The 22,340-nt window shown below is 73.2% G+C and carries 20 protein-coding genes; 7 read left to right on the forward strand and 13 right to left on the reverse strand.

Translation table 11 applies throughout. The features are described 5' to 3' along the window. Positions 1-10 precede the first annotated feature (10 nt). The 6 genes from LNW73_RS32125 to LNW73_RS32150 all read right to left on the reverse strand — a co-directional run bounded on the left by LNW73_RS32125 (position 11) and on the right by LNW73_RS32150 (position 6,252). A complete protein-coding gene (locus tag LNW73_RS32125) occupies positions 11-1,036 on the reverse strand; it encodes an LLM class F420-dependent oxidoreductase (protein WP_250974172.1) in 1,026 nt (341 codons plus the stop codon). Positions 1,037-1,083: 47 nt separating this feature from the next. Beyond that, positions 1,084-2,718: an ABC transporter substrate-binding protein gene (locus LNW73_RS32130; RefSeq protein WP_250992367.1), complete on the reverse strand. Its 1,635-nt coding sequence runs from the start codon at positions 2,716-2,718 to the stop codon at positions 1,084-1,086. Positions 2,719-2,796: 78 nt separating this feature from the next. After that, positions 2,797-3,594, reverse strand: a complete 798-nt coding sequence (locus LNW73_RS32135) for an ABC transporter ATP-binding protein (RefSeq protein WP_250992368.1) — start codon at positions 3,592-3,594, stop codon at positions 2,797-2,799. Then, positions 3,591-4,409: an ABC transporter ATP-binding protein gene (locus tag LNW73_RS32140; protein WP_250992369.1), complete on the reverse strand. Its 819-nt coding sequence runs from the start codon at positions 4,407-4,409 to the stop codon at positions 3,591-3,593. The genes LNW73_RS32135 and LNW73_RS32140 overlap by 4 nt, the downstream gene beginning before the upstream one ends. After that, a complete protein-coding gene (locus LNW73_RS32145; RefSeq protein WP_250992370.1) occupies positions 4,406-5,305 on the reverse strand; it encodes an ABC transporter permease in 900 nt (299 codons plus the stop codon). Before LNW73_RS32145 ends, LNW73_RS32140 begins: the two co-directional genes overlap by 4 nt. Next, a complete protein-coding gene (locus tag LNW73_RS32150; protein WP_250992371.1) occupies positions 5,302-6,252 on the reverse strand; it encodes an ABC transporter permease in 951 nt (316 codons plus the stop codon). The genes LNW73_RS32145 and LNW73_RS32150 overlap by 4 nt, the downstream gene beginning before the upstream one ends. Before the next feature lie 640 nt (positions 6,253-6,892). Here LNW73_RS32150 and LNW73_RS32155 point away from each other — a divergent pair. The 7 genes from LNW73_RS32155 (at position 6,893) to LNW73_RS32185 (ending at position 14,656) form a co-directional block, all read left to right on the forward strand. Then, on the forward strand, positions 6,893-7,819 hold the full coding sequence (locus LNW73_RS32155; protein ID WP_250992372.1) for a response regulator transcription factor: 927 nt from the start codon (positions 6,893-6,895) through the stop codon (positions 7,817-7,819). A 321-nt stretch (positions 7,820-8,140) separates the two neighbouring features. Continuing rightward, positions 8,141-8,992, forward strand: a complete 852-nt coding sequence (locus tag LNW73_RS32160; protein ID WP_250992373.1) for a hypothetical protein — start codon at positions 8,141-8,143, stop codon at positions 8,990-8,992. Further along, positions 8,992-10,821, forward strand: a complete 1,830-nt coding sequence (asnB, locus tag LNW73_RS32165; protein ID WP_250992374.1) for an asparagine synthase (glutamine-hydrolyzing) — start codon at positions 8,992-8,994, stop codon at positions 10,819-10,821. Before LNW73_RS32160 ends, asnB begins: the two co-directional genes overlap by 1 nt. Then, positions 10,818-11,393, forward strand: a complete 576-nt coding sequence (locus LNW73_RS32170; protein ID WP_250992375.1) for a flavin reductase family protein — start codon at positions 10,818-10,820, stop codon at positions 11,391-11,393. Before asnB ends, LNW73_RS32170 begins: the two co-directional genes overlap by 4 nt. Next, positions 11,390-12,871: a 4-hydroxyphenylacetate 3-hydroxylase family protein gene (locus LNW73_RS32175; protein ID WP_250992376.1), complete on the forward strand. Its 1,482-nt coding sequence runs from the start codon at positions 11,390-11,392 to the stop codon at positions 12,869-12,871. Before LNW73_RS32170 ends, LNW73_RS32175 begins: the two co-directional genes overlap by 4 nt. Continuing rightward, positions 12,868-13,731, forward strand: coding sequence for a class I SAM-dependent methyltransferase (locus LNW73_RS32180; RefSeq protein WP_250992377.1), 864 nt, complete (start codon positions 12,868-12,870; stop codon positions 13,729-13,731). The genes LNW73_RS32175 and LNW73_RS32180 overlap by 4 nt, the downstream gene beginning before the upstream one ends. Before the next feature lie 52 nt (positions 13,732-13,783). Next, complete coding sequence (locus LNW73_RS32185) at positions 13,784-14,656, forward strand: helix-turn-helix transcriptional regulator (protein ID WP_250992378.1); 873 nt, start codon at positions 13,784-13,786, stop codon at positions 14,654-14,656. Positions 14,657-14,713: 57 nt separating this feature from the next. Here LNW73_RS32185 and LNW73_RS32190 read toward each other — a convergent pair whose 3' ends face one another. The 7 genes from LNW73_RS32190 to LNW73_RS32215 all read right to left on the reverse strand — a co-directional run bounded on the left by LNW73_RS32190 (position 14,714) and on the right by LNW73_RS32215 (position 22,293). Continuing rightward, complete coding sequence (locus LNW73_RS32190; RefSeq protein WP_250992379.1) at positions 14,714-15,988, reverse strand: MFS transporter; 1,275 nt, start codon at positions 15,986-15,988, stop codon at positions 14,714-14,716. Positions 15,989-16,262: 274 nt separating this feature from the next. After that, entirely contained in the window at positions 16,263-17,420 is a 1,158-nt protein-coding gene (locus LNW73_RS32195) for an LLM class flavin-dependent oxidoreductase (protein ID WP_250993105.1), read from the reverse strand. A gap of 119 nt (positions 17,421-17,539) precedes the next feature. Then, entirely contained in the window at positions 17,540-18,934 is a 1,395-nt protein-coding gene (locus tag LNW73_RS32200) for an NtaA/DmoA family FMN-dependent monooxygenase (RefSeq protein ID WP_250992380.1), read from the reverse strand. A 21-nt stretch (positions 18,935-18,955) separates the two neighbouring features. Then, complete coding sequence (locus LNW73_RS32205; RefSeq protein WP_250992381.1) at positions 18,956-20,221, reverse strand: LLM class flavin-dependent oxidoreductase; 1,266 nt, start codon at positions 20,219-20,221, stop codon at positions 18,956-18,958. Between the two features lie 74 nt (positions 20,222-20,295). Further along, positions 20,296-20,418, reverse strand: coding sequence for a putative leader peptide (locus LNW73_RS36115; RefSeq protein ID WP_285391973.1), 123 nt, complete (start codon positions 20,416-20,418; stop codon positions 20,296-20,298). A gap of 108 nt (positions 20,419-20,526) precedes the next feature. Then, complete coding sequence (locus LNW73_RS32210) at positions 20,527-21,447, reverse strand: NADP-dependent oxidoreductase (protein WP_250992382.1); 921 nt, start codon at positions 21,445-21,447, stop codon at positions 20,527-20,529. 99 nt (positions 21,448-21,546) lie between these two features. Continuing rightward, positions 21,547-22,293, reverse strand: coding sequence for a GNAT family N-acetyltransferase (locus tag LNW73_RS32215; RefSeq protein WP_250992383.1), 747 nt, complete (start codon positions 22,291-22,293; stop codon positions 21,547-21,549). Between the last annotated feature and the right edge of the window lie 47 nt (positions 22,294-22,340).

Raw genomic sequence — 22,340 nt, forward strand, 5'->3', positions numbered from 1 at the left:
CAAGTGCGTTTCAGCCGGCGGCGGGTCCCAGCCGGGCCAGCGTGTCGAGCACCTTGGCCCGGCTGACGAAGACCTCCGGCGGCAGCGAGACGTACAGCTGGATCGTGGTCACCCCCGGGATGTGGTAGCGCAGAATGCGCTCCCGGCACTCCTCGGGCGATCCGCTGATGAACAGACCGTCCACGACCTCGTCCGGCAGCGCCTTCTGGGCGCCCTCGGGATCGCCGGCCTCCCACCGTTCGTGCGACTCCCGCAGCAACTCGCCGTGCCCGAGCCATTCGTGGAACTTGCGGTACGGCTCACGGTTGAGGATCCACGCGAGGAAGGGGCGGGTGGCGCGATGGGCGTAGTCGGTGTCCTCGGTGGGGCACACGAACACCTTGACCACCAGCTCCTTGCCGGCCGGCTGCGGCCCGACCGCGTTCAGCACGGTGGGGACGTCCTCGGGGAAGAGCAGATTGGTGATCGCCCCGTCCCCCTCGGTGAAGCCCAGCCGCAGCATGCCAGGACGCAGCGCGCCCAGGATGACCTTGACCGGTGCGGCCGGCGGGTGCGGCAGCTGGAAGCCGGTGATGGAGAAGGTGTCGAAGTCCCCGGAGACGTGCTCACCGCGCAGCGCCCGGGTGACGAACCGCAGGACGTCCCGGGTGCGTTTGAACGGTTCGTCGAACGGGATCCCGTTGATGTCGGTGACATGGGCGGGCACCGAGGCGCCGATCCCCAGGAGCACCCGTCCCGGGGCGAGTTGGGCGAGGGTCGCGGCGGTCTGGGCGAGCACCGCGGGACCGCGGGTGTGCACCGGGACGATGCCGGTGCCGATGCGCAGCGACGAGGACCAGGCGGCCGCCGCGGCCAGCGGGGTGAAGGCGTCGGTGCCGCCGCCCTCGGCGCTCCAGACGTCGGTGTAGCCGAGGTCCGGGAGCCGTTCGACGATGAAGCGGTGCCGGTCGATGGTGAGCCCCGGCAGCGGCAGGGTGATGCCCCACCGCGGTGGGGCCGCCGCGAGGCGCGGAGGCGGTTCGTGCGGGGCGGTCATGGGGGCGACGGTCCTCTCGTGGCGGATGAACAACGGTAGACGCCGGGCTACTTGCGGATCCAGACGGTCGTCAGGTCCAGGAACCATGACTGCGGCTGCACCAGACCACGGACCTTGGGCGACAGCGCCCGCGGATTGCGGTCGTTCACCACGAAGAGCCACGGCGCGTCCTTCGTCACCAGAGCCAGCGCCTGTCGGTAGTCGGCCCGCCGCTTGGCCTGGTCCGTCGAGGCCGACGCGGACGCGAGCAGGGCGTCCACCCGCGCGTTGGTGTAGTGGCCGGTCCAGAAGGGGCTCTTGCTGCCGATGAAGAGCGGCAGCAGTGCCTCGGACTGGAACAGGGTGGTGGACTGCGCGATCGCGTCGGAGCCGAGTGCGACCTGGCCCTTGGCCTCGGCGCTGATCAGGGTCGACCAGTCCGTGGTGCGGAGCTGCACCTTGATGCCGACAGCGGCGAGGTCGTGCTGGATCGCCTCGCTGATCGGCACCGGAAGCAGGTTGCCCGAACCGCCGGTCGGAACGGTGACGGTGGTGCTGAAGCCGCCGGCCTTGCCCGCCTCGGCCAGCAACTGCTTGGCCTTGGCCGGGTCGTAGGAGTAGGCGTCGCCGGCCGGGTCGAAGGCGAAGGTGGCCCGGGGCGCGGTCTGGTAGGCCGGGTCGGCGGTGCCGTGCAGCAGCTTCCCGGCGATCGCCTTGCGGTCGATGGCGAAGTTGGCCGCCTGCCGGACCCGCGGGTCGTTCCACGGCGCCTTGGACGTGTCCAGGATCCAGTACCACAGGTGGTCGTAGCTGTTGGTGACGAGCTGCACCCCGTCGGCCTTGAGGCTGTCGATGTCGTCGGGGTTCGGGTACTCGATCCAGTTGACGCCGCCGGAGCGCAGCGCCGCGGTGCGGGCGGCGACGTCCGGGAGCGACTTGATCACCAGCCGGTCGAGCTTCGGCGCGCCGCGCCAGTAACCCTTGAACGCGACCAGGTCGATCTCCTGCCCGGCGGTCTGGGAGCTGAACGCGAAGGGTCCGGTGCCCACCGGGTGCTGCCCGAAGTCGGCCGTTCCGTACTTCCGGACGGCGGTGGGGCTCGCGATCAGGACATGGGCGAGGTCCTCGGGGAAGTGTCCGTTGGGCGCGGTGGTGACCAGCTCGACGTGGTCGGCGTCGATCTTGCGGTACGTGGCGATGTCCCCGGCGTACTCCTGCGCGGCCGCGCCGAGCGCGTCGGTGTACTGCGCGTTGTGCTTGTCGAGGTAGCGGTCGAGGTTGAAGACGACCGAGTCGGCGTCGAAGGGGGTGCCGTCCTGGAACTTCACGCCCTTGCGCAGGGTGAAGGTCCAGGTTCTGGCGTCGGCGGCGACCTTCCAGGACTCCGCGAGCGCGCCGGTGATCTCCGGGGGCGCGTCGGTCCTGGACAGGTCGTAGCGGGTCAGCCCCTCGTAGAGCTGGAAGCTGACGAGGCGCTTGCCCTCGAATCCGGCACCACCGATGACGGTGTCGGGGTTGGGCAGCTTGCCGGTCGCGCCGATGACCAGGGTGCCGCCCCGGCCGTTGGTGTCGGAGCCACCCGGACCGTCCGAACCCGTCGTGGTGGCCGCCGATCCGCAGCCGGCGGCCGCGAGCAGCAGTCCCGCGGTCAGCAGGGCCCCGGTTCTGCGCCGGAAGCGTGGCGTGGCGTGGTGGTGCGTCATCGTGAGTCCTCGGGGTCGGTGGAGATGCCGGTGTCGACGGGTACGAAGAAGTGGATGGGGCGGGGGCGGCCCGAACGGTCAGGGGAGATCGGCCGGTTCGTCGCCTGCGGCGGCGAGCAGGGCGCGGGTGTAGGGATGGCGGGGTGCCCGCCACATGTCGGCGACCGGCCCCTCCTCCACCACCTGTCCGTGCCGCAGGACCAGCACCCGGTCGGCGAGGTGCCGGACGACCGCGAGATCGTGGGAGATGAACAGACACCCGATACCGGTGGTGTCCTGGAGCTCCACCAGCAGGTCCAGGACCTGTGCCTGGACGGTGCGGTCCAGTGCCGAGGTGGGTTCGTCACAGACCAGCAGCTCCGGGCCGGGAGCCAGGGCGCGTGCGATGGCCACTCGCTGCAACTGCCCGCCGGACAGTTCGCGCGGGTACCGCCGGGCCAGTCCGGGGTCGAGTCCGACCCGCTGGAAGAGCGCGGCCACCGCCTGCGGCCGGTCCCGACGCGGGACGCCGTGCAGGCCCAGCGGGAACGCCACCGCCTCCCCGGCCCGCAGACCGGGGTTGAGCGAGCCGCCGGGATTCTGCGGAACGAACTGCAGCCGTCCGCGTACGGCCCGTGCGCTCCGGCCGCGGAGCCGGTAGGGGTCGTGGCCGGCGAAGCGGACCGAACCCGTATCGGGGGCGAGCAGCCCCAGCGCCAGCCGGGCGAGGGTGGACTTGCCCGAACCGGACTCGCCGACCAGGCCGACCGTCTCGCCGCGCCCGACGCCCAGGCTGACTCCTCCCAGCGCGAGCCGCCCGCCCGGATACCGCTTGGTGACGTCGGCGAGGTGGAGCAGGGGAGTGTTCTCGCCGCCGGTCCCCGCGCTGACGCTCATCGGCGTGCCCCCGCCCGGGCCGCGACGAGCTCCGCGGTGAAGTGGTGCGCCGGCCGGGAGAGCACCTGGTCGGACGGGCCCGACTCGACGATGCGCCCGGCGCGCATCACCGCCACCTGTCCGCCCACCCGGCGGGCCACCGCGAGGTCATGGGTGACGAGCAGTACCGCGATGCCGTGCCGGCTGCGCAGACCGCTGAACAGATCCAGGATCTGCGATCGGACCAGCGCGTCGAGCGCCGTGGTCGGCTCATCGGCGATCAGCAGCTCGGGCTCGCAGGCGACCGCGAGGGCGATCGCCGCTCGCTGCCGCAGCCCGCCGGAGAGTTCATGCGGGAAGCTGCGCGCGATGCGCTCCGGCTCCGGGACTCCCGCCGTGGTCAGCAGTCCGGGTACGGCCTCCCGGGCCGCGCGGCGGGTGGTGACCACCCGGTGCCGGCGCAGGACTTCGGTGATCTGCGGACCGATGCGGCGCAACGGGTCGAGCGAACCGGTCGGATCCTGCGGCACATAGCCGATCCGGCTGCCCCGCACCCGGGAGAACTCCCGCTCGGTCAGAGCGCGCAGGTCGGTCGCGCCGAGTCGGACCCGGCCGGTGACCCGGGCGTTGCGGCCGGGCAGCCCGAGCACGGTCCTGGCGAGCGTGGTCTTGCCGCTGCCCGACTCACCGAGCAGCACCAGGGCGCCGCCGGGCTCGACGGAGAGCGACACGGCGTCCACGGCATGGACGGGGGCGTCGCGGCCCGGGTAGTCGACGGACAACTCCTCGACGAGCAGCGCGGGTCGGCCGGTCGCCCGCGGCGCGTGCGGGGTCATCGGACCGTCTCCGGTGCGAGGTCACTCGGATCGCCGATGCGGCGCCGCAGCGCCTCGCCGAGGGTGTTGAAGACCACCGAGACGATGAGGATGGTGAGGGCGGGAAGGACGGCGACTCCGGGGTGGGTGAGCAGACCGGGGCGCAGGTCGTCGAGCATCGCTCCCCATTCGGCGGTGGGCGGCGGAACGCCGAGGCCGAGGAAGGAGAGCCCGGCCGCGTACACCACGGACAGCCCGATCAGGGACGAGGCGTAGGCCAGGATCACCGGCGCGACGACCGGCAGGACCTGGCGGACGGCGACGAGGGTGCGGCCGGCGCCGCTGACCCTGGCCGCCTCCAGGTATTCGGCGGTGCGGATCCGCGCCACCTCGGTATGGGCGACCCGGGCCACCGCCGGAGTGAGCACCACCGACAGCGAGAGCACGGTCGCGCCGAGGCCCGCCGGCATCAGGGTGGCGATGGTCATCGCCAGCAGGATTCCCGGGAAGGCGTACAGCACGTCGAGCGACCGCAGCAGTGCCTGTTCGGTGACCCGGCCGCCGAGCCCGGCGGCGATGCCCAGCGCGGTGCCGGCCGTCGCGGCGATCGCCACCGGGACGAACCCGCCGATCAGGGAGGGGCGGGCGGCCCAGATCAGCCGGCTGAGCACGTCGCGGCCCTGCCCGTCGGTCCCCAGGAGATGACCGGGACTGCCGGGGTCGAGCAGGCGCACCTGCAGTGATCCGGCGACCGGGTCGTACGGGGCGATCAGCGGTGCGGCGACGGCCAACAGGAGCAGCAGCACGGCGAGCACGGCGGGCAGCAGCAGCCCGGCGTCGCGTCGCAGGGCTGCGGACCTGAGGACCCGGAAGGGACGCCGCCCCTGGACGGAGGTACCGGTACGGAGCAAGGTCATCGGGGGCTCCGGACGCGTGGGTCGATCCAGGCGTGGGCCGTGTCGACCAGGATGTTGACGCCGACGAAGGCCACCGCGACCACCAGGACCCCGCCCTGGATGAGGGGCAGATCGCGTGCGGTGAGTGCGTCGTAGAGCAGGTGCCCGAGACCGGGCCAGGCGAAGAGCGTCTCCACGAAGACCACGCCCTCCAGCAGATAGGCCAGTTGGAGGCCGCCGATGGTGAGCAGCGCGGGGGAGGCGTTGTGCACGCAGTGCCGCAGCACCGCCGTCCGGCTCAGCCCGCGGGCCCGCAGGCTGTCGGCGAGATCGCCCGCGAGGACCGAACCGAGCGCGGCCCGGAACACCTTGGCGGTGAGCCCCAGCGGAACCAGGGCGGCCGCCACGGCGGGCAGGATCAGATGGCGCAGCAGGTCCGGCAGGCCGCCGTCGCCGAAGACGTCATGCGTACCGCCGGCCGGCAGCCAGCGCAGCCGCACCGCGAAGACGGCGATCAGCAGCAGCGCCACCGAGTACTGCGGGGCGGAGACCGACAGGGTGCTCAGCGCGCCCGACACCCTGCCGAGCGGCCCGCGGGGCCGCAGGGCACCGATGGCGCCGAGCAGGGTTCCGCCGATGAGGACCAGCGTGAACGCCGCGGCCGACAGGATCAGGGTCTGGCCCAGCGCCGGCCACAGCAGTTGGTCGACGGGGCGCTGGCCGGCGATGGACGTGCCGAGGTCGCCGTGCAGAGCGTGCGTCAGCCAGTCGGCGTACCGCACGGGCAGCGGCCGGTCCAGACCGAGACGGTCGGTCAGCTCCTGGCGCGCCTGCGGCGGGGCCCCCGGGCCCAGGAACGCGCTGACGGGGTCGCCTGGTACCAGGGCCACGGTGGCGAAGACCACGAGCGTCACACCGACGAGGGTGGGCACCGCGAGCAGCAGCCGCCGGATCAGGAACCGTCTCATGCGGGCACCGGCCGGAGCGGGGCGCCCGGCGGCCGGGCGACGGGGAGGCGGGCAGGGGCTGGCATGAGCGTGGTCCTTCCAGGGCCGGTCACTCCGGCCGATGGGAAGAAGGTGGCTCAGCCGGCCGGCCGGCAGCCAGCCAGGCGTTCATGCTGTTACCTGTGGTCATAGGATCCGGGGTGCGGATCAGCGCGCTGCCCCGCAGCGCCGGTCGTGGACCGACCTTGACCCGTACTCGCGTACGGAATTACCCTGCGCGCATGGCTATCCGGCGCACCGACTTCACGTTGGTCGGCATCTGCGGCTCGTGGCACCGCAGGTGCTTCGACGAGACATGTCGCCCCGGCGCCCGGCGCTGACCGCCCAGCCTCCGGCTGCCCGGCAGCGCCCCTCCTCCCGCAGCGGACAGCCGCCCCTCTGATGATCCGTCAGTGACGTTCCGGGACCTCGGAACCGTCATGGAGCAGGGCGGAACCCGCGTCCTATCGCCGCGTCGTCCCGCCAGGGACCGGCTCCGTCACCTCCGAGGGGACCGCACCGCCATGCCGCACGACATCCGTGACCTGACCCGTCGACCAGCCGGCCGGGCCGGACGGCCCGCCCGAACCGTCCACCTGCCGCTCCGGTCCGGAGGTTCCCGATGGGAACGCTGACCGAGCTCGCCGACCCGTGCTCCGGACGCAACCGGCGGCAGTCCGGGCGGCGGGGCCCGTCCGTCCCGGCCCGGCCGGCCACGACGGACGCGCTGCACATCGAGATCGACAATCCGCTGGACCTCATCGCGGGGCACCAACTGCTGGCCGAGCCCGAGGCGTTCTCCGCAGGTGGCGGTCCGGTCCGCCGCCCCGCCGCAGAACCGGCCTGCTCCTGCGGGCATCCGCTGTGCACCGTGGCCGCGGACCGGGCCTCGGACACCACCCGGGTGTTCCTGGTGGAGCGGCACCCGGTGGCCAGCGCCGGGCTGCGCAGCGTCCTGGCCAGCGTGCCGGGGATGACCGTGGTGGGCAGCAGCACCGGTGATCCGCTGCGCGCCGTGGAGGGCGTGCGACGGGTGCAGCCCGACGTCATCCTGCTGGGCGGCGGCGCGACACTCGCCGACGACCTCGCCGCCGTGGTCGAACTGCGCGGCCCCGACGGCGCACCCGACGCGCGGGTGCTGCTGCTGCGCCGGGCGGAGAGTACGGCGGAGGCCAGCCGGATGCTGCTGACCGGGGCGAACGGGTGCTTCCCGCTGGACCTGCCGGAGGACCGCATCATCAGCGCGGTGGCGACCGCCGCCGCGGGCGGCGCGGTCTTCCTGCCCGCCCCGCCGTCGGCCCGGGTGCACCTGGCCAGTCTGGCCGGGCACGCCGCGGAGTCACCGCCGCAGCACTGCGGACTGACGGACCGGGAGCGCGACGTGCTCTCCCAGCTGGCCCGGGGCCTGGGCAATGCCGAGATCGGGCGCGAGCTCGCGCTGGCCGAGGCCACCGTCAAGAAGCATCTGACCCAGGCGATGCGCAAGATCGGCCAGTCCGACCGGCTGCGTGCGGCGCTCTACGCCCACCGGCACGGCCTGGCCGGCTGAGGGCCGGCTGCCGCTCCGGCGCGGGAGCGGCGGCCGCGGCGCTGTCGACGGCGGGCACCTGTGCGGGGTGCCCGCCGTCGGCATGTCCGGGCCCGGCAGCGGCGGGGCGACCTTAGGAGCAGACGGGGGCTCCGTAGGTCGCCCCGGCCCGCTCCGTTCGGGGCTTCTGGCCACGGGGTGCCGCTCCGTAGCGTTGCCGAGGACCGAGACCGCCGCGACCCGCACCCCGGGTCCTCATCCCCCGACCCGTGACGGCCGCACTGCCCGGGGTCCCGGGTCCCGCACGACCCGTCCCCGTAGAACCTGTAGAAGGAGACCCTGATGAGCGATGTGCCCGAGGCAGCCATCGCACGGACCGGACCCCAGGAACCCACTCCACGCGGCGCGGGCGCCGGGACCGTCCCCGGACCGCGCACCGCGGTACTGGGGGAGCCGCGCTCCGGGGACGGCAGCACGCTCCCGGCGGCCGGCGGCCCGTACGACCTGCCCTACCCGGCCCCGTACCGGCCCGCGTACCGGTCGATGCCCGAGGACGAGCGCTCGGCCCTGTGGCGCCAGCGGCTGCACGAGGCCGAGGCCGGCCTCACCTCGTTCCTGGTGACGCGGGGCGATCATCTCCATCTGACCGACTGGTTCGCGCTGCAGGCCGAACTCTTCGCCGATCTGCCCGCTGCGGGGGACGCCGACTCGGCGGCCTGGCAACGGGTGTTCTTCCGCGGCCAGGCACTGATGGAGCGATTCCTCGTCACCCGGTACGGCGAGGAGTCGCTCGCCGGATGGGCCGGCGCCAACGCCGAGGTGCACCGCACGGTCGAGCCCGACCACGGGCGGGGCGCCGCCGACCCGATCCACCGCATCGCCCGGCAGGCCGAACTCTACGGTTCCGACTACGAGTTCGACTCCGACGCACCCGAAGGCCCCGACCATGCGGCGCTGACCATCACCCACTGCGCGATCTGGGACTACCGCGAGAGGGCCCGGCGCAGCGGAGTGCGCCTCACGCTCGCCTCACCGTGCACCTACTGCACCGAGGCGCTGTCCGCCAACATCCGCGCCAAGGGCTACCGTCCCGCGCACCGGCTGCGCAGCGGACCCACCGGGCACGGCTGCCGCTGGGAGGCCGACGCCCCGGCCGGCGACGCCACCCTCCCCGTCACCCCGCGGGAGGCGTGATGTGCGGGATCACCGGATGGGTCGACTGGGAGACCGACCTGCGCACCAGGGAACGGACCGTGCGGGCCATGACCGAGACCCTGGCGTGCCGGGGACCGGACGCCGACGGTGTCTGGCTGTCCAAGTACGCCGCACTCGGGCACCGCAGGCTCTCGGTCATCGACCTCGACGGCGGTGTGCAGCCGCTGCGGGACCTCCCCCTTCCGCGCGCCGTGCTCAGCTACAACGGCGAGCTCTACAACTACCGCGAGCTGCGCGCCGAACTGCGGTCCCTCGGGCACGAGTTCCGCACCGCGTCGGACACCGAGGTCGTACTGCGGGCCCACGTGCAGTGGGGTGACCAGGCGCCCCGCAGGTTCAACGGCATCTTCGCGTACGCGCTGTGGGACACCCGCCGCGAGGAACTGCTGCTGGTCCGGGACCACCTGGGGATCAAGCCGCTGTACTGGCACGCCCACCGCAGCGGTGTGCTGTTCGGCTCCGAGCCCAAGGCCGTCCTGGCCAACCCGCTCTTCCGGCCCGAACTGGACGCCGAGGGCATCGCCGAACTCTTCGCCCTCCCGGCCGCGCCGACGGCGGGCCACGGACTCTTCCGCGGTCTGCACGAAGTGCGCCCCGGCACCGTGGTGACGGTCGGCAGATCGGTGACCCGGCAGTCGACCTACTGGGCGCTGGAGTCACAGCCGCACACCGACGACCCGGCGACTACCCGGGAGACCGTCCGCGCGCTCCTCGCCGACAGCGTCGAGCGCCAGCTGCTCAGCGACGTCCCGCTGTGCACCCTGCTGTCGGGAGGCGTGGACTCCAGCGCCATCACCGCGCTGGCCGCGAGCGCCCGCGAGCGCGCCGGCCAGGGCAAGGTCACCAGCTTCTCGGTGGACTTCCCCGGCAGCGCGGAACGCACCCCGGACGCCTGGCGCACCACCCTGGACGCCCCGTACGTCCAGGCCGCCGCCGAGCACATCGGCACCCGGCACACCTCCGTCGTGGTCCCCGACGACGACATGCTCACTGCCCGCGACGCCGTCCTGCGCGCCCGGGACCGGCCCGGCTGGGGGGAGATGGACGCCTCACTGCACCTGCTGTTCCGCGAGGTACGGCGGCACTCCACGGTGGCGCTCTCCGGGGAGGCCGCCGACGAGATCTTCGGCGGCTACCCCTACTTCCACGACGCGCAGGCACTCGCCGCCGACACCTTCCCCTGGCTGCACGGCCGCACCACCCCGGCCGCACTGCTGCGCCCCGAGGTCCGCGCCGAGGTACGCCCCGACGAGTACACCGCCGAGGCGTACCGGCGGTCGCTGGCCGAAGTGCCGCGGCTGGACGGCGAGACCGGACCGGACCGGCGGCTGCGGGAGGTCTTCCATCTGGCGCTGACCCGCTGGCTCCCGCCGCTGCTGGACCGCGTGGACCGGGTGAGCATGTCGGTGGGCCTGGAGGTGCGGGTGCCGTTCTGCGACCACCGGCTGGTGGAGTACCTGTGGAACGTGCCCTGGGACCTCAAGTCCCCCGGCGGGCGCTCCAAGGGGCTGCTCCGCGACGCCGTCCGCGACCTGCTGCCACCCCAGGTGACGGACCGGCCCAAGAGCGGCTACCCGTCGACCCCCGCGGTCCGCTACAGCGAGGTGCTCACCGCCCGCGCGCACGAACTGCTCGCCGATCCGCAGGCTCCCGTCTTCGACCTGGTGGACCGGGACGTGGTGCGCCGTGCGCTCGCCGAAGGGCGTCCGCTGCCCAGCCCGCGAACGGCTCCCAACCCGATCGGCGGCCTCGACCACCTGATCCAGGTCGACGAATGGCTGCGGGCCTACCGCGTGGGGCTGCGATGAGCCCCACGAGTCCCTCCGCCCGCGCGCAGGCCCCGTCCGGCCGCCCGCGGACCGAACCGGCCCTCGGAGCGGACGCCTTCCGCGCCGCGGCCCGGCACTGGACCACCGGGGTCGGCGTCCTGACCACGCAATGGGGCGAGGAGGTCTTCGCCAAGACCGTCTCCTCGCTGTGCCCGCTGTCCCTGGAACCCCTGCTGGTCAGCGTCGCGGTGGACCGGCGCAGCCCGCTGGTCGACGCCGTCCGCGGCAGCGGCCGGTTCGCCGTGAGCGCGCTGAGCCGGGAACAGGAGCACATCGCCCAGCGGTTCGCCGCCCCGGGCGCCGGCCGCGCCCTCGGATTCTTCACCACCGCGCCGATGCGGGCGGAGCTCACCGGCGCACCCGTCCTGGAGCACTGCCTGGCCTGGTTCGACTGCCGGCTGCACAGCGTCCTGCCCGGCGGCGACCACGCGATCCTCGTCGGGCAGGCCGTCGCCGCGGACACCGGTGACGGTGAGCCGCTGCTCTACCACGACGGACGGTACCGCTCCCTCGACCGCCAACCGATCACCCCGACTGGAGTGCACGCATGACCCTGCTGGACACCACCGACACCGGACGGGGCCTGCTCACCGCCGACCGGTACCGGGCCGAACTCGACGACGGCCGTGAGCTGTACCTCGACGGGAAGCGCATCAGCGACCCGGCCGGCCATCCGGCGTTCAAGCCCGCCGCCGACGAGATCGGCCGGCTGCTCGACCTCCAGCACCATCCCGACCACCAGGACCTGCTCACCTGGCAGGACCCGGCCACCGGGCAGCGCCTGGCCCGCGCCTACCAGCCGCCGCGCACCCTGGAGGAACTGCGCGTGCAGCGGCGCAGCGCCGAGTTCTGGCACGCGGAATCCCTCGGCCAGCACGGGCGCTCGCCCGCCTTCATGGCCTCCATCGCGGTCGGCCTCTACGACTTCCGCCACCAGCTGGAGAAGGCGCGCACCGGATTCGGCACCAACGCCGAGGCCTGGTACCACCACACCTCCCGCAACGACCTGGTGCTCTCGCACGCGCTGGGCGACCCGCAGATCGACCGGTCCGCCGACCCGGTGGACGATCCCGATCTCGCGCTGCGCGTGCTGTCGGAGAACGAGCGCGGCATCGTCGTCCGCGGCGCCAAGCAGCTGACCACCCTGGCCCCGCTGGCGCACGAGGTGCTGGTCTACCTGTCGGCGTCGTTCGCCCAGCGCCGCGGTGAGCAGTTCGTCGTCTGGTTCGCCCTGCCGCTGAACACACCCGGCCTGGTGACCCTGTGCCGCGAACCCCTCGGCAGCAGCCCGTGGGGACACGCCCATCCGCTCGGCGCCCGCTTCGACGAGCAGGACGCCATGCTGTTCTTCGACGACGTCCTGGTGCCGTGGGACCGGGTGTTCCTGCTGCGCGAGAGCGAACTGGCCAGGACCGGACTGGGCCGGATCAACGCCTGGAGCGCCTACATCGGCCACGTCCGCTACCGCGAGCGGCTGCGCACCCTGCTGGCGACCGCGACCCTCGTGGCCGAGAGCATCGGTGTGGACGGCTTCCGGAACATCCAGGAGGACCTGGGAACGCTGGCCGGCTACGCCGAACTGACCGAGTACTTCCTGGACGCCGCCGAAGCCCGTGCCACCGTCACCGACAGCGGTCTGCTGGCGCCCGGCGACACCGCGGCCAGCCGGGTGTGGTCCGCCGAAGTGGCGGGCAAGGCCGTCGACATCGTGCGCGGCATCGGCGCCTCCGGGCTGCTGATGCAACCGACGGCGAACGATCTCGCCAACCCGCGGCTCCGGCCGCACCTCGACCGCTACATGCGCGGGCGCGGCATCGACGCCGAACACAAGTCCCGGCTGTTCCGGCTCGCCTGGGAACTGACCGGTGACGGCTTCGGCCAGCGCCAGGACCTCTACGAGTTCGTCCACCGGGGAGACCTGGCCCGCAACCGCATCAACCTGTACCGGCGCTACGACCAGAGCAGTGTGCGCGAGCGGCTGCAGCGGCTCATCGCCGAACCCACCACTTCCCCGGAGGTCCAGTCGTGACCGCGTCAGCCGTCGAGATCCAGGCCCGGACGCTGTCCGGCTACGCGGACGCCAGCAGGCTCCGGCAGGTCCACGACCGTGACTGGGTGCTCGACCAGGTGCCGGACCACCCCGAAGTGCTGCTCGACCTCGGCAGCGGCATCGGCCAGCTGCTGCGCTCCGCCCTCGACCGCCACCCGTCACTGCGGCTGGCGGTCGGTCTGGAACGGTCCGAGCACCGCATCGCCGAGGCGGCCGAGCGGCTGCGCCCGTACGGCGACCGGGTCGCGCTGCACCAGGCCGATCTGACCGTGCCCGCCCCGCTGGAGTACCGGCCGGACGTGGTCACCATGACGTCGGTGCTGCACTGGCTGTACCCCGACGAGGACCGCATCCTGGCCTGGGTCCGCGACCACCTCGCCCCCGGCGGACACTTCCTGCTGACGACCTACCATCCGGCGCGGGACGAGCACGGCCTCGGCGGTGAGGACGACATCGTCCGCGACGCCCTGGTGGACCTGGGCACCGAACGGGACGCCGTACCCCGGGTGTTCGCCGCGGGGGAGGGGGACGCGGGCGGCACGGTGCTGCCCATCGCCACCCGCACCCGGACGATCGAGGACCTGGCCGGGCTCCTGGAACGTCACTTCCGGGTCGAATCGGTCCTCGACCGGGACGCCGTGGTGCACATCGAGGACGCGGGCCAGTACAGCCACTTCCACGCCGCCACCTTCGGCGACTACTACAGCCGCCTCGTCCCGCCCGCACGACGGGCCGAGTTCTTCCGGGCGGTCGGCGACGCCGCCTGGCGGCGGCAGGGTGAACGCGGCTGGGTCAGCAACATGCCCGTACGACTGTGGAAACTCCAGCCACGTGATTGACGCCTAGTCTGGAAGCACCGAACCGACCCCGCCGGCCGAGGAGTCACCTCCGATGTCCACCCCCCTCCCCAGCCAGGAACTCGGCGCCTTCCTGCGAGCCCACCGCGAACTGCTCCAGCCGTCCGACGTGGGACTGACCGCCAGCTCCCGGCGCCGCACACCGGGGTTGCGGCGCGAGGAGGTCGCGTCGCTGTCCGGAGTGGGACTGGCCTGGTACACCTGGCTGGAACAGGGCCGGGTGACCGCCTCCCGGCAGGTACTGGAGGCGGTCGCCCGGGCCCTGCGGCTGGATCCGGCGGGGCTGCGGCACGCCATGCGGCTGGCCGGGCACCACGAACCGACCGGTCCGCTGGACCTGAACGGTTCGGGGAACCTCGCGTCGACCGTGCAGCCGGTGCTGGACTCCTGGCCCACCAGCCCGGCCGTACTGCTGGACCGGCACTTCGACCTGCTCGGATGGAACACCGCGTGGAGCGCGCTGTGGGGCGCTCCGGAGGCGGTGCCCGCCGACCGCCGCAACCTGATGTGGCTGATGGTCGCGGGCCGCCAGCTGCGCACCGTGCTGCACGACTGGGAGCCGCTGGCGATGAACGTCTTCCAGCACTTCCGCGCCCAGGCCGGTACCTCCCTGTCCGACCCCAGGACCGGGGAGGTCTACCGCCATCTGGACGAGGACGCCCCGCAGTTGCGCCACTGGTGGGGCTGCCACTCGGTGGCGGAGCTGACCACGCGTACCGTCGTCGTCGAACCACCGGGCATCGGCCGGATCGAGCTGGCGCTGTCCTCCTTCCACCCGGTGGACGACCCCTCGGCTCTCGTACTGCTCTTCACCCCGCGCACCGCCGAGGACCACTCCCGCATGACGGCACTGACCGAACGTCCGCTGCGTGCGGTCACCGGACTGCCCGAACGACACGCCGGCTGAGACGACAAGGAAGTGGGGGGAAGGGCCGCGGCCCTTCCCCCCACTTCGCTGCCCACGTCAGACGCTCTCGGCGGCCTCCTCGACGCCGTCGGACCGGCGACCGGAAGCCTGACCGGGGTCCGACGGCGTGCGCAGGCCGTGACTGACCGCCAGACCTCCCAGCGCGCCGAGCAGCGCGAGACCCACTCCGATGACGAGCGTGCCGGTCGAAACGTCGCCGAAGGCTCCGACGGCCCAGGCCCCCACGCCCGTTCCGGCGTACATCGTCGAGGTCAGCCAGGCGCTGGAGGTGGCGCGCAGCTCCGGCGCGACCGTGCCCGCGAGGGTCTGCTGATCGGTCACGAAGCCGCCGCTGGCCACGAACCACACCGTCACCCCGACGAGCGCCGCGATCAGGCCGGGACCGCCGGCGGAGAGGGCGACCCCCACGGCGAGCAGCACGCCCCACAGCCCGAGCAGCGGCAGATGGGACCGGCCGGCCGCGCGCGCCCGGTCACCGAGGCGCCCGGCGGCGAGCGAGCCGGTCACACTGCCCGCGCCGACCAGGATCCCGACCAGGCCGAGTTGAGCCACGGAGAGATCGAACCGGTGGACCAGCAGCGCCCCGAGGAAGGTGTACGCCCCGAGGTTGGCCGCGTGGAAGACGGTGTTGACCAGCAGGGCCCTGCGCAGCGCAGGGTCCGTCCAGCCGGCCAGTACGGCCCTGACCGCGCCGATCGCCGCTGCCGGGCGCGGGGTCGCCGCGACCTGGCGCAGGAGCAGCGGCAGCGCCGCCGCGGTGCCGATCGCCAGCGCCACGAAGGCCGAACGCCATCCGGCGATCCCGGCCAGCGCACTGCCCAGCGGCACTCCGAGGACCTGCCCGCAGGAGAACAGCGCCATGCCCAGCCCGAGCGCCCGGCCCCGGAAGCGGTCCGGGGCCGTCTCGGCGATGTGCGCCCAGATCGCGGGCCCCGCCGCGGCCGCCGCCAGCCCCGCGACCGCCCGGGAGAGCACCAGCGGCGCCAGCCCGGTCGAGAGCGCGGCGGCGGCGTTGGACACGATGAACAGCGCGGTGCCGGCGAGCAGCGTCTGCCGTCGCCCGATCCGGTCGCTGAGCAGGCCGAGGAACGGCGCGCAGACGGCGTAGACGAGTACGTAGGCGGTGACGCTGGAGGCGGCGGCCGCCTCGCTGACGCCGATGTCCGCGGCGATGGTCGGAAGCAGCGGGGAGACCAGGAACGTCTCGGTCCCGAACAGGAACAGCAGCACGAACACGCCGGCATAGCGCAGCCAGTCGTAGGTCTCGGGCGCGGCGGCCGGCTCAGCGGGTGCGCCGGAAGTGCGGCTCAAGGGAATCACAGCCTTTTCGAGCGGGGATCCGGAGCCAGGGGAACCCGGACCGGCTCCCGCGGCGCGCAGCGGCGCGGCGGGGCAGGGACGGGGCGGGACGGCGGGGTGCGGCTCCGGCGGGGTCGGGGCCGTCCGGCCCCACCATCGTGTGCCGCCGCGCAACGGCCAGCCAGACAGGCGATCATCCTGTGACCGCAGCTCATAGGCAGCACACCGACGAGGGGCCACGACCCGTCGGCCGTGACCCCTCCCTGTCGCCGCGCCCGGCGCGGCGCTAGACGACGACCTCGTCGAGCTTGCCGCTGACCACGTCCTGCCAGGCGTGCGCCAGCAGGTCGAAGGAGCGGATCCGGTCCTGGTGGTCGTGGGTGATGGTGGTGACGAGCAACTCGTCCGCGCCGGTGGCCCGTTGCAGGACCCGCAGCCGCTCGACGACGGTCTGCGGCGAGCCGGTGAACTGGGTCCGCACCCGGTCGTCGACGAGGGCACGCTGCTCCTCGGTCCACACGTGCCCGGCGGCCTCCTCCGGGGTGGGGAACGGGATCGCGCCCCGGCCCGAGCGGATGCTGTGCACCCACAGGGCGTAAGGGGCCGCGAGCCGGCGCGCGGTGTCGTCGTCCTCGGCCACCACCACATCGGCGGAGACCAGGACATGGGGACGGTCCAGCACCGTCGAGGGCTTGAACGCCTCGCGGTAGGCGTCCACGGCCTCCAGTACCGCGGCCGGGCTGACGTGGTAGTTCGCCGCGAAGGGCAGCCCGAGCGCGCCGGCGGCGCGGGCGCTCGCCCCGGCGCTGCTGCCCAGGATCCACACCTGCAGATCGGCTCCCTCACCGGGAACGGCATGGGCCTCGAGACCGCCCGAGGTGAGGTGGTCGCCGCGCACCAGCGCCAGGATCTGTTCCACCTGGTCCCGGTAGTCGGGGAGTTCGGCACCCGGGAACTGGACGAGCTCGGTGTAGCGGGCGAGCAGCGGGGAGCCGATGAGCCGGCTGATGTCGTAGGGCGCGGGGATCAGCAGCCCCTCGGGGGTGTACCGGGGTCCGGCGGGCGGCGTCGCGGCGGCCGGGCCCGGTGCCGGTGCGGGCGCGGAGGCGCCGGGCTTGCGGAAACCCGAGCGGCCCAGGCCGAGGTCGATCCGGCCCGGGTGCAGGGCGTCGAGCAGCCCGAACTCCTCCACCACCGACAGCGGGGTGCGGTGGCCCAGCTGGACCGCGCCGGCGCCGACCCGGATCCGCTCGGTCGCGGCCGCGACGAGCTGGATCAGCAGGGCCGGTGACACCCCGGCGACACCGGTCGTGAGGTGGTGTTCGGCCAGCCAGTAGCGGTGATATCCGGCGGCCTCGGCGCGCTGCGCCAGGTCGACGGTGTTCCGCAGTGCCTGGGCCGCGGTGGAACCGGAGCTGATGGGCGCCAGGTCGAGGACGGACAGCGGTACGGAGGGCGCCGCTGAGGGTCCCTCCGGACGGAGTTCGGGGGAGGCGCCGGGGGAGGGGTCCGCGGACGGGGCCTGGGAGGTGCCGCGTTGAGCGCGATCCGAAGGAAGTTCCGTCACGACGCCGCCTTATTCGTACTGTCGTTGCTCCGGGTGCTGTTCCTGGCCGGTGGCCGGTCCAGGCCGAGGTGGTCGCGGAGTGTGCTGCCCTCGTAGTCGTGCCGGAAGACGCCCCGCTCCTGGAGCAGGGGGACGACCGTGTCGGCGAACGCGTCGAGTCCGCCCGGGGTGACGTGCGGGACGAGGATGAAGCCGTCGCTCGCGTCGGCCTGGACGAAGTCATTGATGGTGGTCGCGACGGTCGACGGGGAGCCGACGAAGGTCTGGCGGCCGGTGGTCTCGATCACGAGTTCGCGGATCGACAGCCCGCCGGCCTCCGCCTTCTGCCGCCATTCCTTCGCGGTGGCCAGCGGATCGCGGAACATCCGCACGCTGGCCCGGCCCCGCGCGACCGTGTGTTCGCCCGGGTCGGGGTCGATCTCGGGCAGCGGACCGTCCGGGTCGTAGCCCGACAGGTCGCGGTTCCACAGCTGTTCCAGGTACTTGATCGCGGTCTGCCCGCTGACCTGTGCCCTGCGGACGTCGTGCGCGCGGTCGCGTGCCTCGGCGTCGGTGTCGCCGAGCACGAACGTCGCGGCGGGCAGGATCAGCAGCTCGTCGCGGGTGCGCTGATGGCGCGCGAGTCGGTCCTTGACGTCGGTGTAGAACGCCCGGCCGGCGTCGAGGGTGCTGTGCCGGCTGAAGATCGCGTCGGCGGTGGCCGCCGCGAACTCGCGTCCCTCCTCGGAGTCGCCCGCCTGGAAGATGACGGGGCGGCCCTGCGGGCTGCGGGGGACGTTGAACCGGCCGGCGATGTCGAAGTGCTGGTCGCGGTGGTGGAATTCGCCCGCCCGGGGATCGCGGAGGAACCGGCCGGACTCCGTGTCGGCGACGATCTCGTCGTCCTGCCAGGAGTCGAACAGCTCCCATGAGGTGCGCAGGAACTGCTCGGCGCGTGAGTAGCGGTCGTCCTGCGCGAGAAAGCCGCCGCGCCGGAAGTTCTCGCCGGTGAAGGCGTCCCAGGAGGTGACGACGTTCCAGGCCGCGCGGCCGCCGGAGAGGTGGTCGAGGCTGGCGAACTGGCGGGCGACCTCATAGGGCTCGTTGAAGGTGGAGTTGATCGTGCCGGTCAGGCCGATCCGCTCGGTCACCGCGGCGAGTGCGGCGAGCACGGTGAACGTGTCGGGGCGGCCCACGACATCGAGGTCGTAGATCTCGCCGCCCTGTTCGCGCAGCCGCAGGCCCTCGGCGAGGAACAGGAAGTCGAACCTGGCCCGCTCCGCGGTACGGGCGAAGTGCGCGAACGAGCTGAACTCGATGTGGCTGCCCGCCTCCGGGTCGCTCCACACGGTGGTGTTGTTGACGCCGGGGAAATGCGCCGCGAGATGGATCTGCTTGAGGGGCTTGCTCATGGTCGGTCGGATCCCTCCGGCTCAGGCACCGACGGTGCCGGCGGCACCGGTGATGCCGGCAGTGGCGGCGGTCACGGCGGTAGCGGTGGTGGCATAGCGGTTGGCGGGGCGCGGGAGGCCGAGCAGCCCGCGCAGCGTCCGGGCCTCGTAGGAACGGCGGAAGGCGCCGCGGGCCTGGAGTTCGGGCACCAGGCCGCGCGTGATCGCCGGCAGGTCGCGGCCGATGGTGGCGGGGCGCAGCCGGAAGCCGGTGAGTCCGGCCCGCCGCCGTTCCAGGAGCAGATCGGCCAGTTGCGACGGCGTTCCGGTGAACACCTCGGCGTCGCTCGTCCAGGTCTCACCCGCCAGGGCGTCGAGCCGGTCCCGGCGCGCCCGTGCGACCCCGGGCCGCTCGTCGAGGAAGACCACCAGGTCGCCGAAGACGTGCACGGTGTCGTCGTTCCGTCCCGCGGCCTCCTGTTCGGCGCGGACCGCGGCGACGATCGTGCGGGCCTCGTCGGCGTCGTGCGCGGTGACATAGCCGACGTCCGCCGCACGGGCCACCAGCCGGTACGGCACGGCCGAGTCGGCGAGGGCGGTCACGACGGGCTGCCCCTGCGGCGGGCGCGGGGTGATCGAGGGGCCCTTCACGCTGAAGTGCCGGCCGTGGAAGTCGGCGTAGTGCAGCTTGTTCCGGTCGATGAACCGGCCGGTGGCCACCTCCCGGATCTCCGCGTCGTCCTCCCAGCTGTCCCACAGCCGGCGCACCACCTCGACGTAGTCGGCCGCCTCGTCGTACAACTCGGCCACCAGGTCCGGTACGTGCGGCCGACCCGGCTCCGCGGCGCCGAACGGCGGGAAGGAACGGCGGCCGAAGTGCGCCGCCTCGTCGGGCCGGGCCGACACCCGGACCCGTAGTCCGGCGCGGCCGGCGCTGACGTAGTCGAGGGTGGCTATCGCCTTCGAGAGGTGGAACGGCTCGGTGTGGGTGGCGACCGCGGTCGGTACCAGTCCGATGTGCGTGGTCAGCGGGGCGACCCGGGCCGCGACGAGAACCGCGTCCAGCCGGCCGCGCACCTGGTCGGTGCGGTCGTCAGGACCGGTGCGGCCGGCGGACTGGAGGGCGAGGGAGTCCTCGAACGTCACGAAGTCCAGCAGCCCGCGCTCGGCCTCGGCGACGGCGTCGGCCCAGTAGCCGGCGGTGAGCAGGTCCCGGGGGCGGGCCCCCGGCTCCCGCCAGGCGGCGGGATGCCAGCCGGCGTCGTCGAGCGCTACGGCGAGATGCAACGGGTTCAGGGATGCGGACATGGCGTGGTTGCCTTCCTGATCGACCGGATGAGGACGCGCCGCCCCGGGGGCGTGAGCGTCAGCAGGGAGTCAGATCAGGGACAACAGAGGGAGCCGGCGATCCGTTGCAGATCGATGTGCTGCCGTCCGTAGAGATGGACGACGGGCCCGCGGGGGTCGAGAGTGCCGATGACGACGCGACCGGGTGCTGTCCGCATCGTCATCACCTCTCTCCGGTTCGAACGGCCGGTGGCCTCGTCACCTCATATCGACGCTATCCCGCGGGTATTGCCCGGCGCAATGCCCGCCGGCCGCCCCGCCCCGGTCTACCGCGAGACCTCGATCACGACCTTGCCCCGGGTGTGGCCCTCCTCCACGGCGCGCAGCGCCTGGCCGGCCTGCTCGAAGGGGAAGGTCCGGGTCACGAACGGGTCGAGGACGCCCTCGGCGACCAACTCCGCTACGGCGTCCAGCACTTCGGTGTTCCGCTTCCTCGCCACCGTCGCCCCGCCGAGCTTGACGACGTTCACCTTGTCGGGACCGCTGATCAGCGCCGCGGGATCCGCCAGCAGCGCGGCGACCTCCTCCAGGGACGCGCCGCCGACCAGGTCGAAGACCGCGTCGACGCCTTCGGGCGCCGCCGCGCGCACCCGGTCCGCCACGCCGGATCCCGACGCGACGTGCACGACCCCGAGGGACTCGACGAACTCCTGCTTCGCCGCGCTCGCGGTGCCGACCACCCGCAGACCCCGGTGGGTGGCGATCTGCGCGGCGGCGCTGCCCACTCCGCCGCCGACACCGTTGATCAGGAGCGTCGAGCCGGCCGGCAGATCGAGCTGCTGCACACCGTCGTACGCGGTGGCCACGGCGACGGGCAGCGTCGCGGCGTCGGCCCAGGACACCCCGGCCGGCTTGTGCGCGGTGCTGGCCACCGGCAGCAGCGTGTACTCGGCATAACCGCCGGTGAGGGGATTGCCGAACACGGCGTCCCCGACCGCGTACCCCTCGACGCCGTCGCCCACCTGCTCCACCACACCGGAGACCTCACCGCCCAGCACCGCGGGCAGCTCCACGGCCGGCGCGTTGGCCTGGACGTATCCCGTCCTGCGCTTCCAGTCGACCGGATTGACCCCGGCGGCCCGTACCGCCACCAGGAGTTGGCCGGCGCCGGGCACCGGCCGGGGCACGTCGGCGAAGGACTCGGTCTCGGGACCGCCGAACCGGGAGAACACATAGGCCTTGGGCATCGGTATCTCACACTTCTGGTCGAGGAGCTGGAGAGGAACGGGGGACGAGCCGGACAGGACAGGCGCTTGCACCACGCTGCCGGAGCCCTGACCCGGCGGTCACTCGAGGCGGCGTTGCGCGCTGTCCGGGACCCGGACGAAGGTGAAGAGCGTTCTGCGGCGCAGGGTGAAGCCGATCGACTCGTACAGCCGGACGGCGCCGGTGTTGGACTCCGCCGCGTGCAGGAACGGGGTGTCCCCCCGCTCGCGGATACCGGCGGCGGCGTGGCGGATCAGCCGCGTCGCCAGCCCGGACCCGCGATGGTCCGGGTCGGTGCACACGGCGCTGATCTCCGTCCAGCCGGGGACCCGCAGCCGTTCCCCGGCCATCGCGACGAGCCGGCCGTCCCGGCGGACCCCGTAGTAGGCGCCGAGTTCGATGGTGCGGGGCAGGAACGGGCCCGGCTTGGTGCGGGCGACGAGATCCAGCATCTCCGGAACGTCGGCGGGGCCCAGCCGCACCGCCTCCGGCTCGGCCTCGGCGCGCAGCGCGGTGTCGACGAGTTGCACTCCATAGCCGGAGTCGATGGTCTCCCAGTCCTCGGGGACGGCCACGGTTCCCGTGACGGCGATGGTGAGGCCCGGCTCCACCAGCTCGGCCAGGTCCTTCCAGCCGCGTGGATCCTCGGCATCGGCGAGCGCCACGAACGGCGACACGTCGGACCGATAGCGGGCGGCGGCCCCGCGGATCTCGGCGAGGTGGCGGTGCGGGCCGGTCAGTGCGGCCCATGCCGGGTTGTCCAGGACATGCGGCGGCGCGGCCGCGTCCTGATCCGAGGGGTGCGGGGGATGGAGACCTGTGGGCATGGTGGTGGGGACTCTCCGTTCTGGCACGGTGCTGCTTCTGCGGCTAC

The sequence above is a fragment of the Streptomyces sp. RKAG337 genome (assembly GCF_023701715.1).
Classification (GTDB): Bacteria; Actinomycetota; Actinomycetes; order Streptomycetales; family Streptomycetaceae; genus Actinacidiphila.

What these genes read in the sequence shown, in the direction of transcription:
- LNW73_RS32125 (WP_250974172.1), bottom strand. Translation starts at nt 1,036, where the DNA reads ATGACCGCCCCGCACGAACCGCCTCCGCGCCTCGCGGCGGCCCCACCG.
- LNW73_RS32130 (WP_250992367.1), bottom strand. Translation starts at nt 2,718, where the DNA reads ATGACGCACCACCACGCCACGCCACGCTTCCGGCGCAGAACCGGGGCC.
- LNW73_RS32135 (WP_250992368.1), bottom strand. Translation starts at nt 3,594, where the DNA reads ATGAGCGTCAGCGCGGGGACCGGCGGCGAGAACACTCCCCTGCTCCAC.
- LNW73_RS32140 (WP_250992369.1), bottom strand. Translation starts at nt 4,409, where the DNA reads ATGACCCCGCACGCGCCGCGGGCGACCGGCCGACCCGCGCTGCTCGTC.
- LNW73_RS32145 (WP_250992370.1), bottom strand. Translation starts at nt 5,305, where the DNA reads ATGACCTTGCTCCGTACCGGTACCTCCGTCCAGGGGCGGCGTCCCTTC.
- LNW73_RS32150 (WP_250992371.1), bottom strand. Translation starts at nt 6,252, where the DNA reads ATGAGACGGTTCCTGATCCGGCGGCTGCTGCTCGCGGTGCCCACCCTC.
- LNW73_RS32155 (WP_250992372.1), top strand. Translation starts at nt 6,893, where the DNA reads ATGGGAACGCTGACCGAGCTCGCCGACCCGTGCTCCGGACGCAACCGG.
- LNW73_RS32160 (WP_250992373.1), top strand. Translation starts at nt 8,141, where the DNA reads ATGAGCGATGTGCCCGAGGCAGCCATCGCACGGACCGGACCCCAGGAA.
- asnB (WP_250992374.1), top strand. Translation starts at nt 8,992, where the DNA reads ATGTGCGGGATCACCGGATGGGTCGACTGGGAGACCGACCTGCGCACC.
- LNW73_RS32170 (WP_250992375.1), top strand. Translation starts at nt 10,818, where the DNA reads ATGAGCCCCACGAGTCCCTCCGCCCGCGCGCAGGCCCCGTCCGGCCGC.
- LNW73_RS32175 (WP_250992376.1), top strand. Translation starts at nt 11,390, where the DNA reads ATGACCCTGCTGGACACCACCGACACCGGACGGGGCCTGCTCACCGCC.
- LNW73_RS32185 (WP_250992378.1), top strand. Translation starts at nt 13,784, where the DNA reads ATGTCCACCCCCCTCCCCAGCCAGGAACTCGGCGCCTTCCTGCGAGCC.
- LNW73_RS32200 (WP_250992380.1), bottom strand. Translation starts at nt 18,934, where the DNA reads ATGAGCAAGCCCCTCAAGCAGATCCATCTCGCGGCGCATTTCCCCGGC.
- LNW73_RS32205 (WP_250992381.1), bottom strand. Translation starts at nt 20,221, where the DNA reads ATGTCCGCATCCCTGAACCCGTTGCATCTCGCCGTAGCGCTCGACGAC.
- LNW73_RS36115 (WP_285391973.1), bottom strand. Translation starts at nt 20,418, where the DNA reads ATGCGGACAGCACCCGGTCGCGTCGTCATCGGCACTCTCGACCCCCGC.
- LNW73_RS32210 (WP_250992382.1), bottom strand. Translation starts at nt 21,447, where the DNA reads ATGCCCAAGGCCTATGTGTTCTCCCGGTTCGGCGGTCCCGAGACCGAG.
- LNW73_RS32215 (WP_250992383.1), bottom strand. Translation starts at nt 22,293, where the DNA reads ATGCCCACAGGTCTCCATCCCCCGCACCCCTCGGATCAGGACGCGGCC.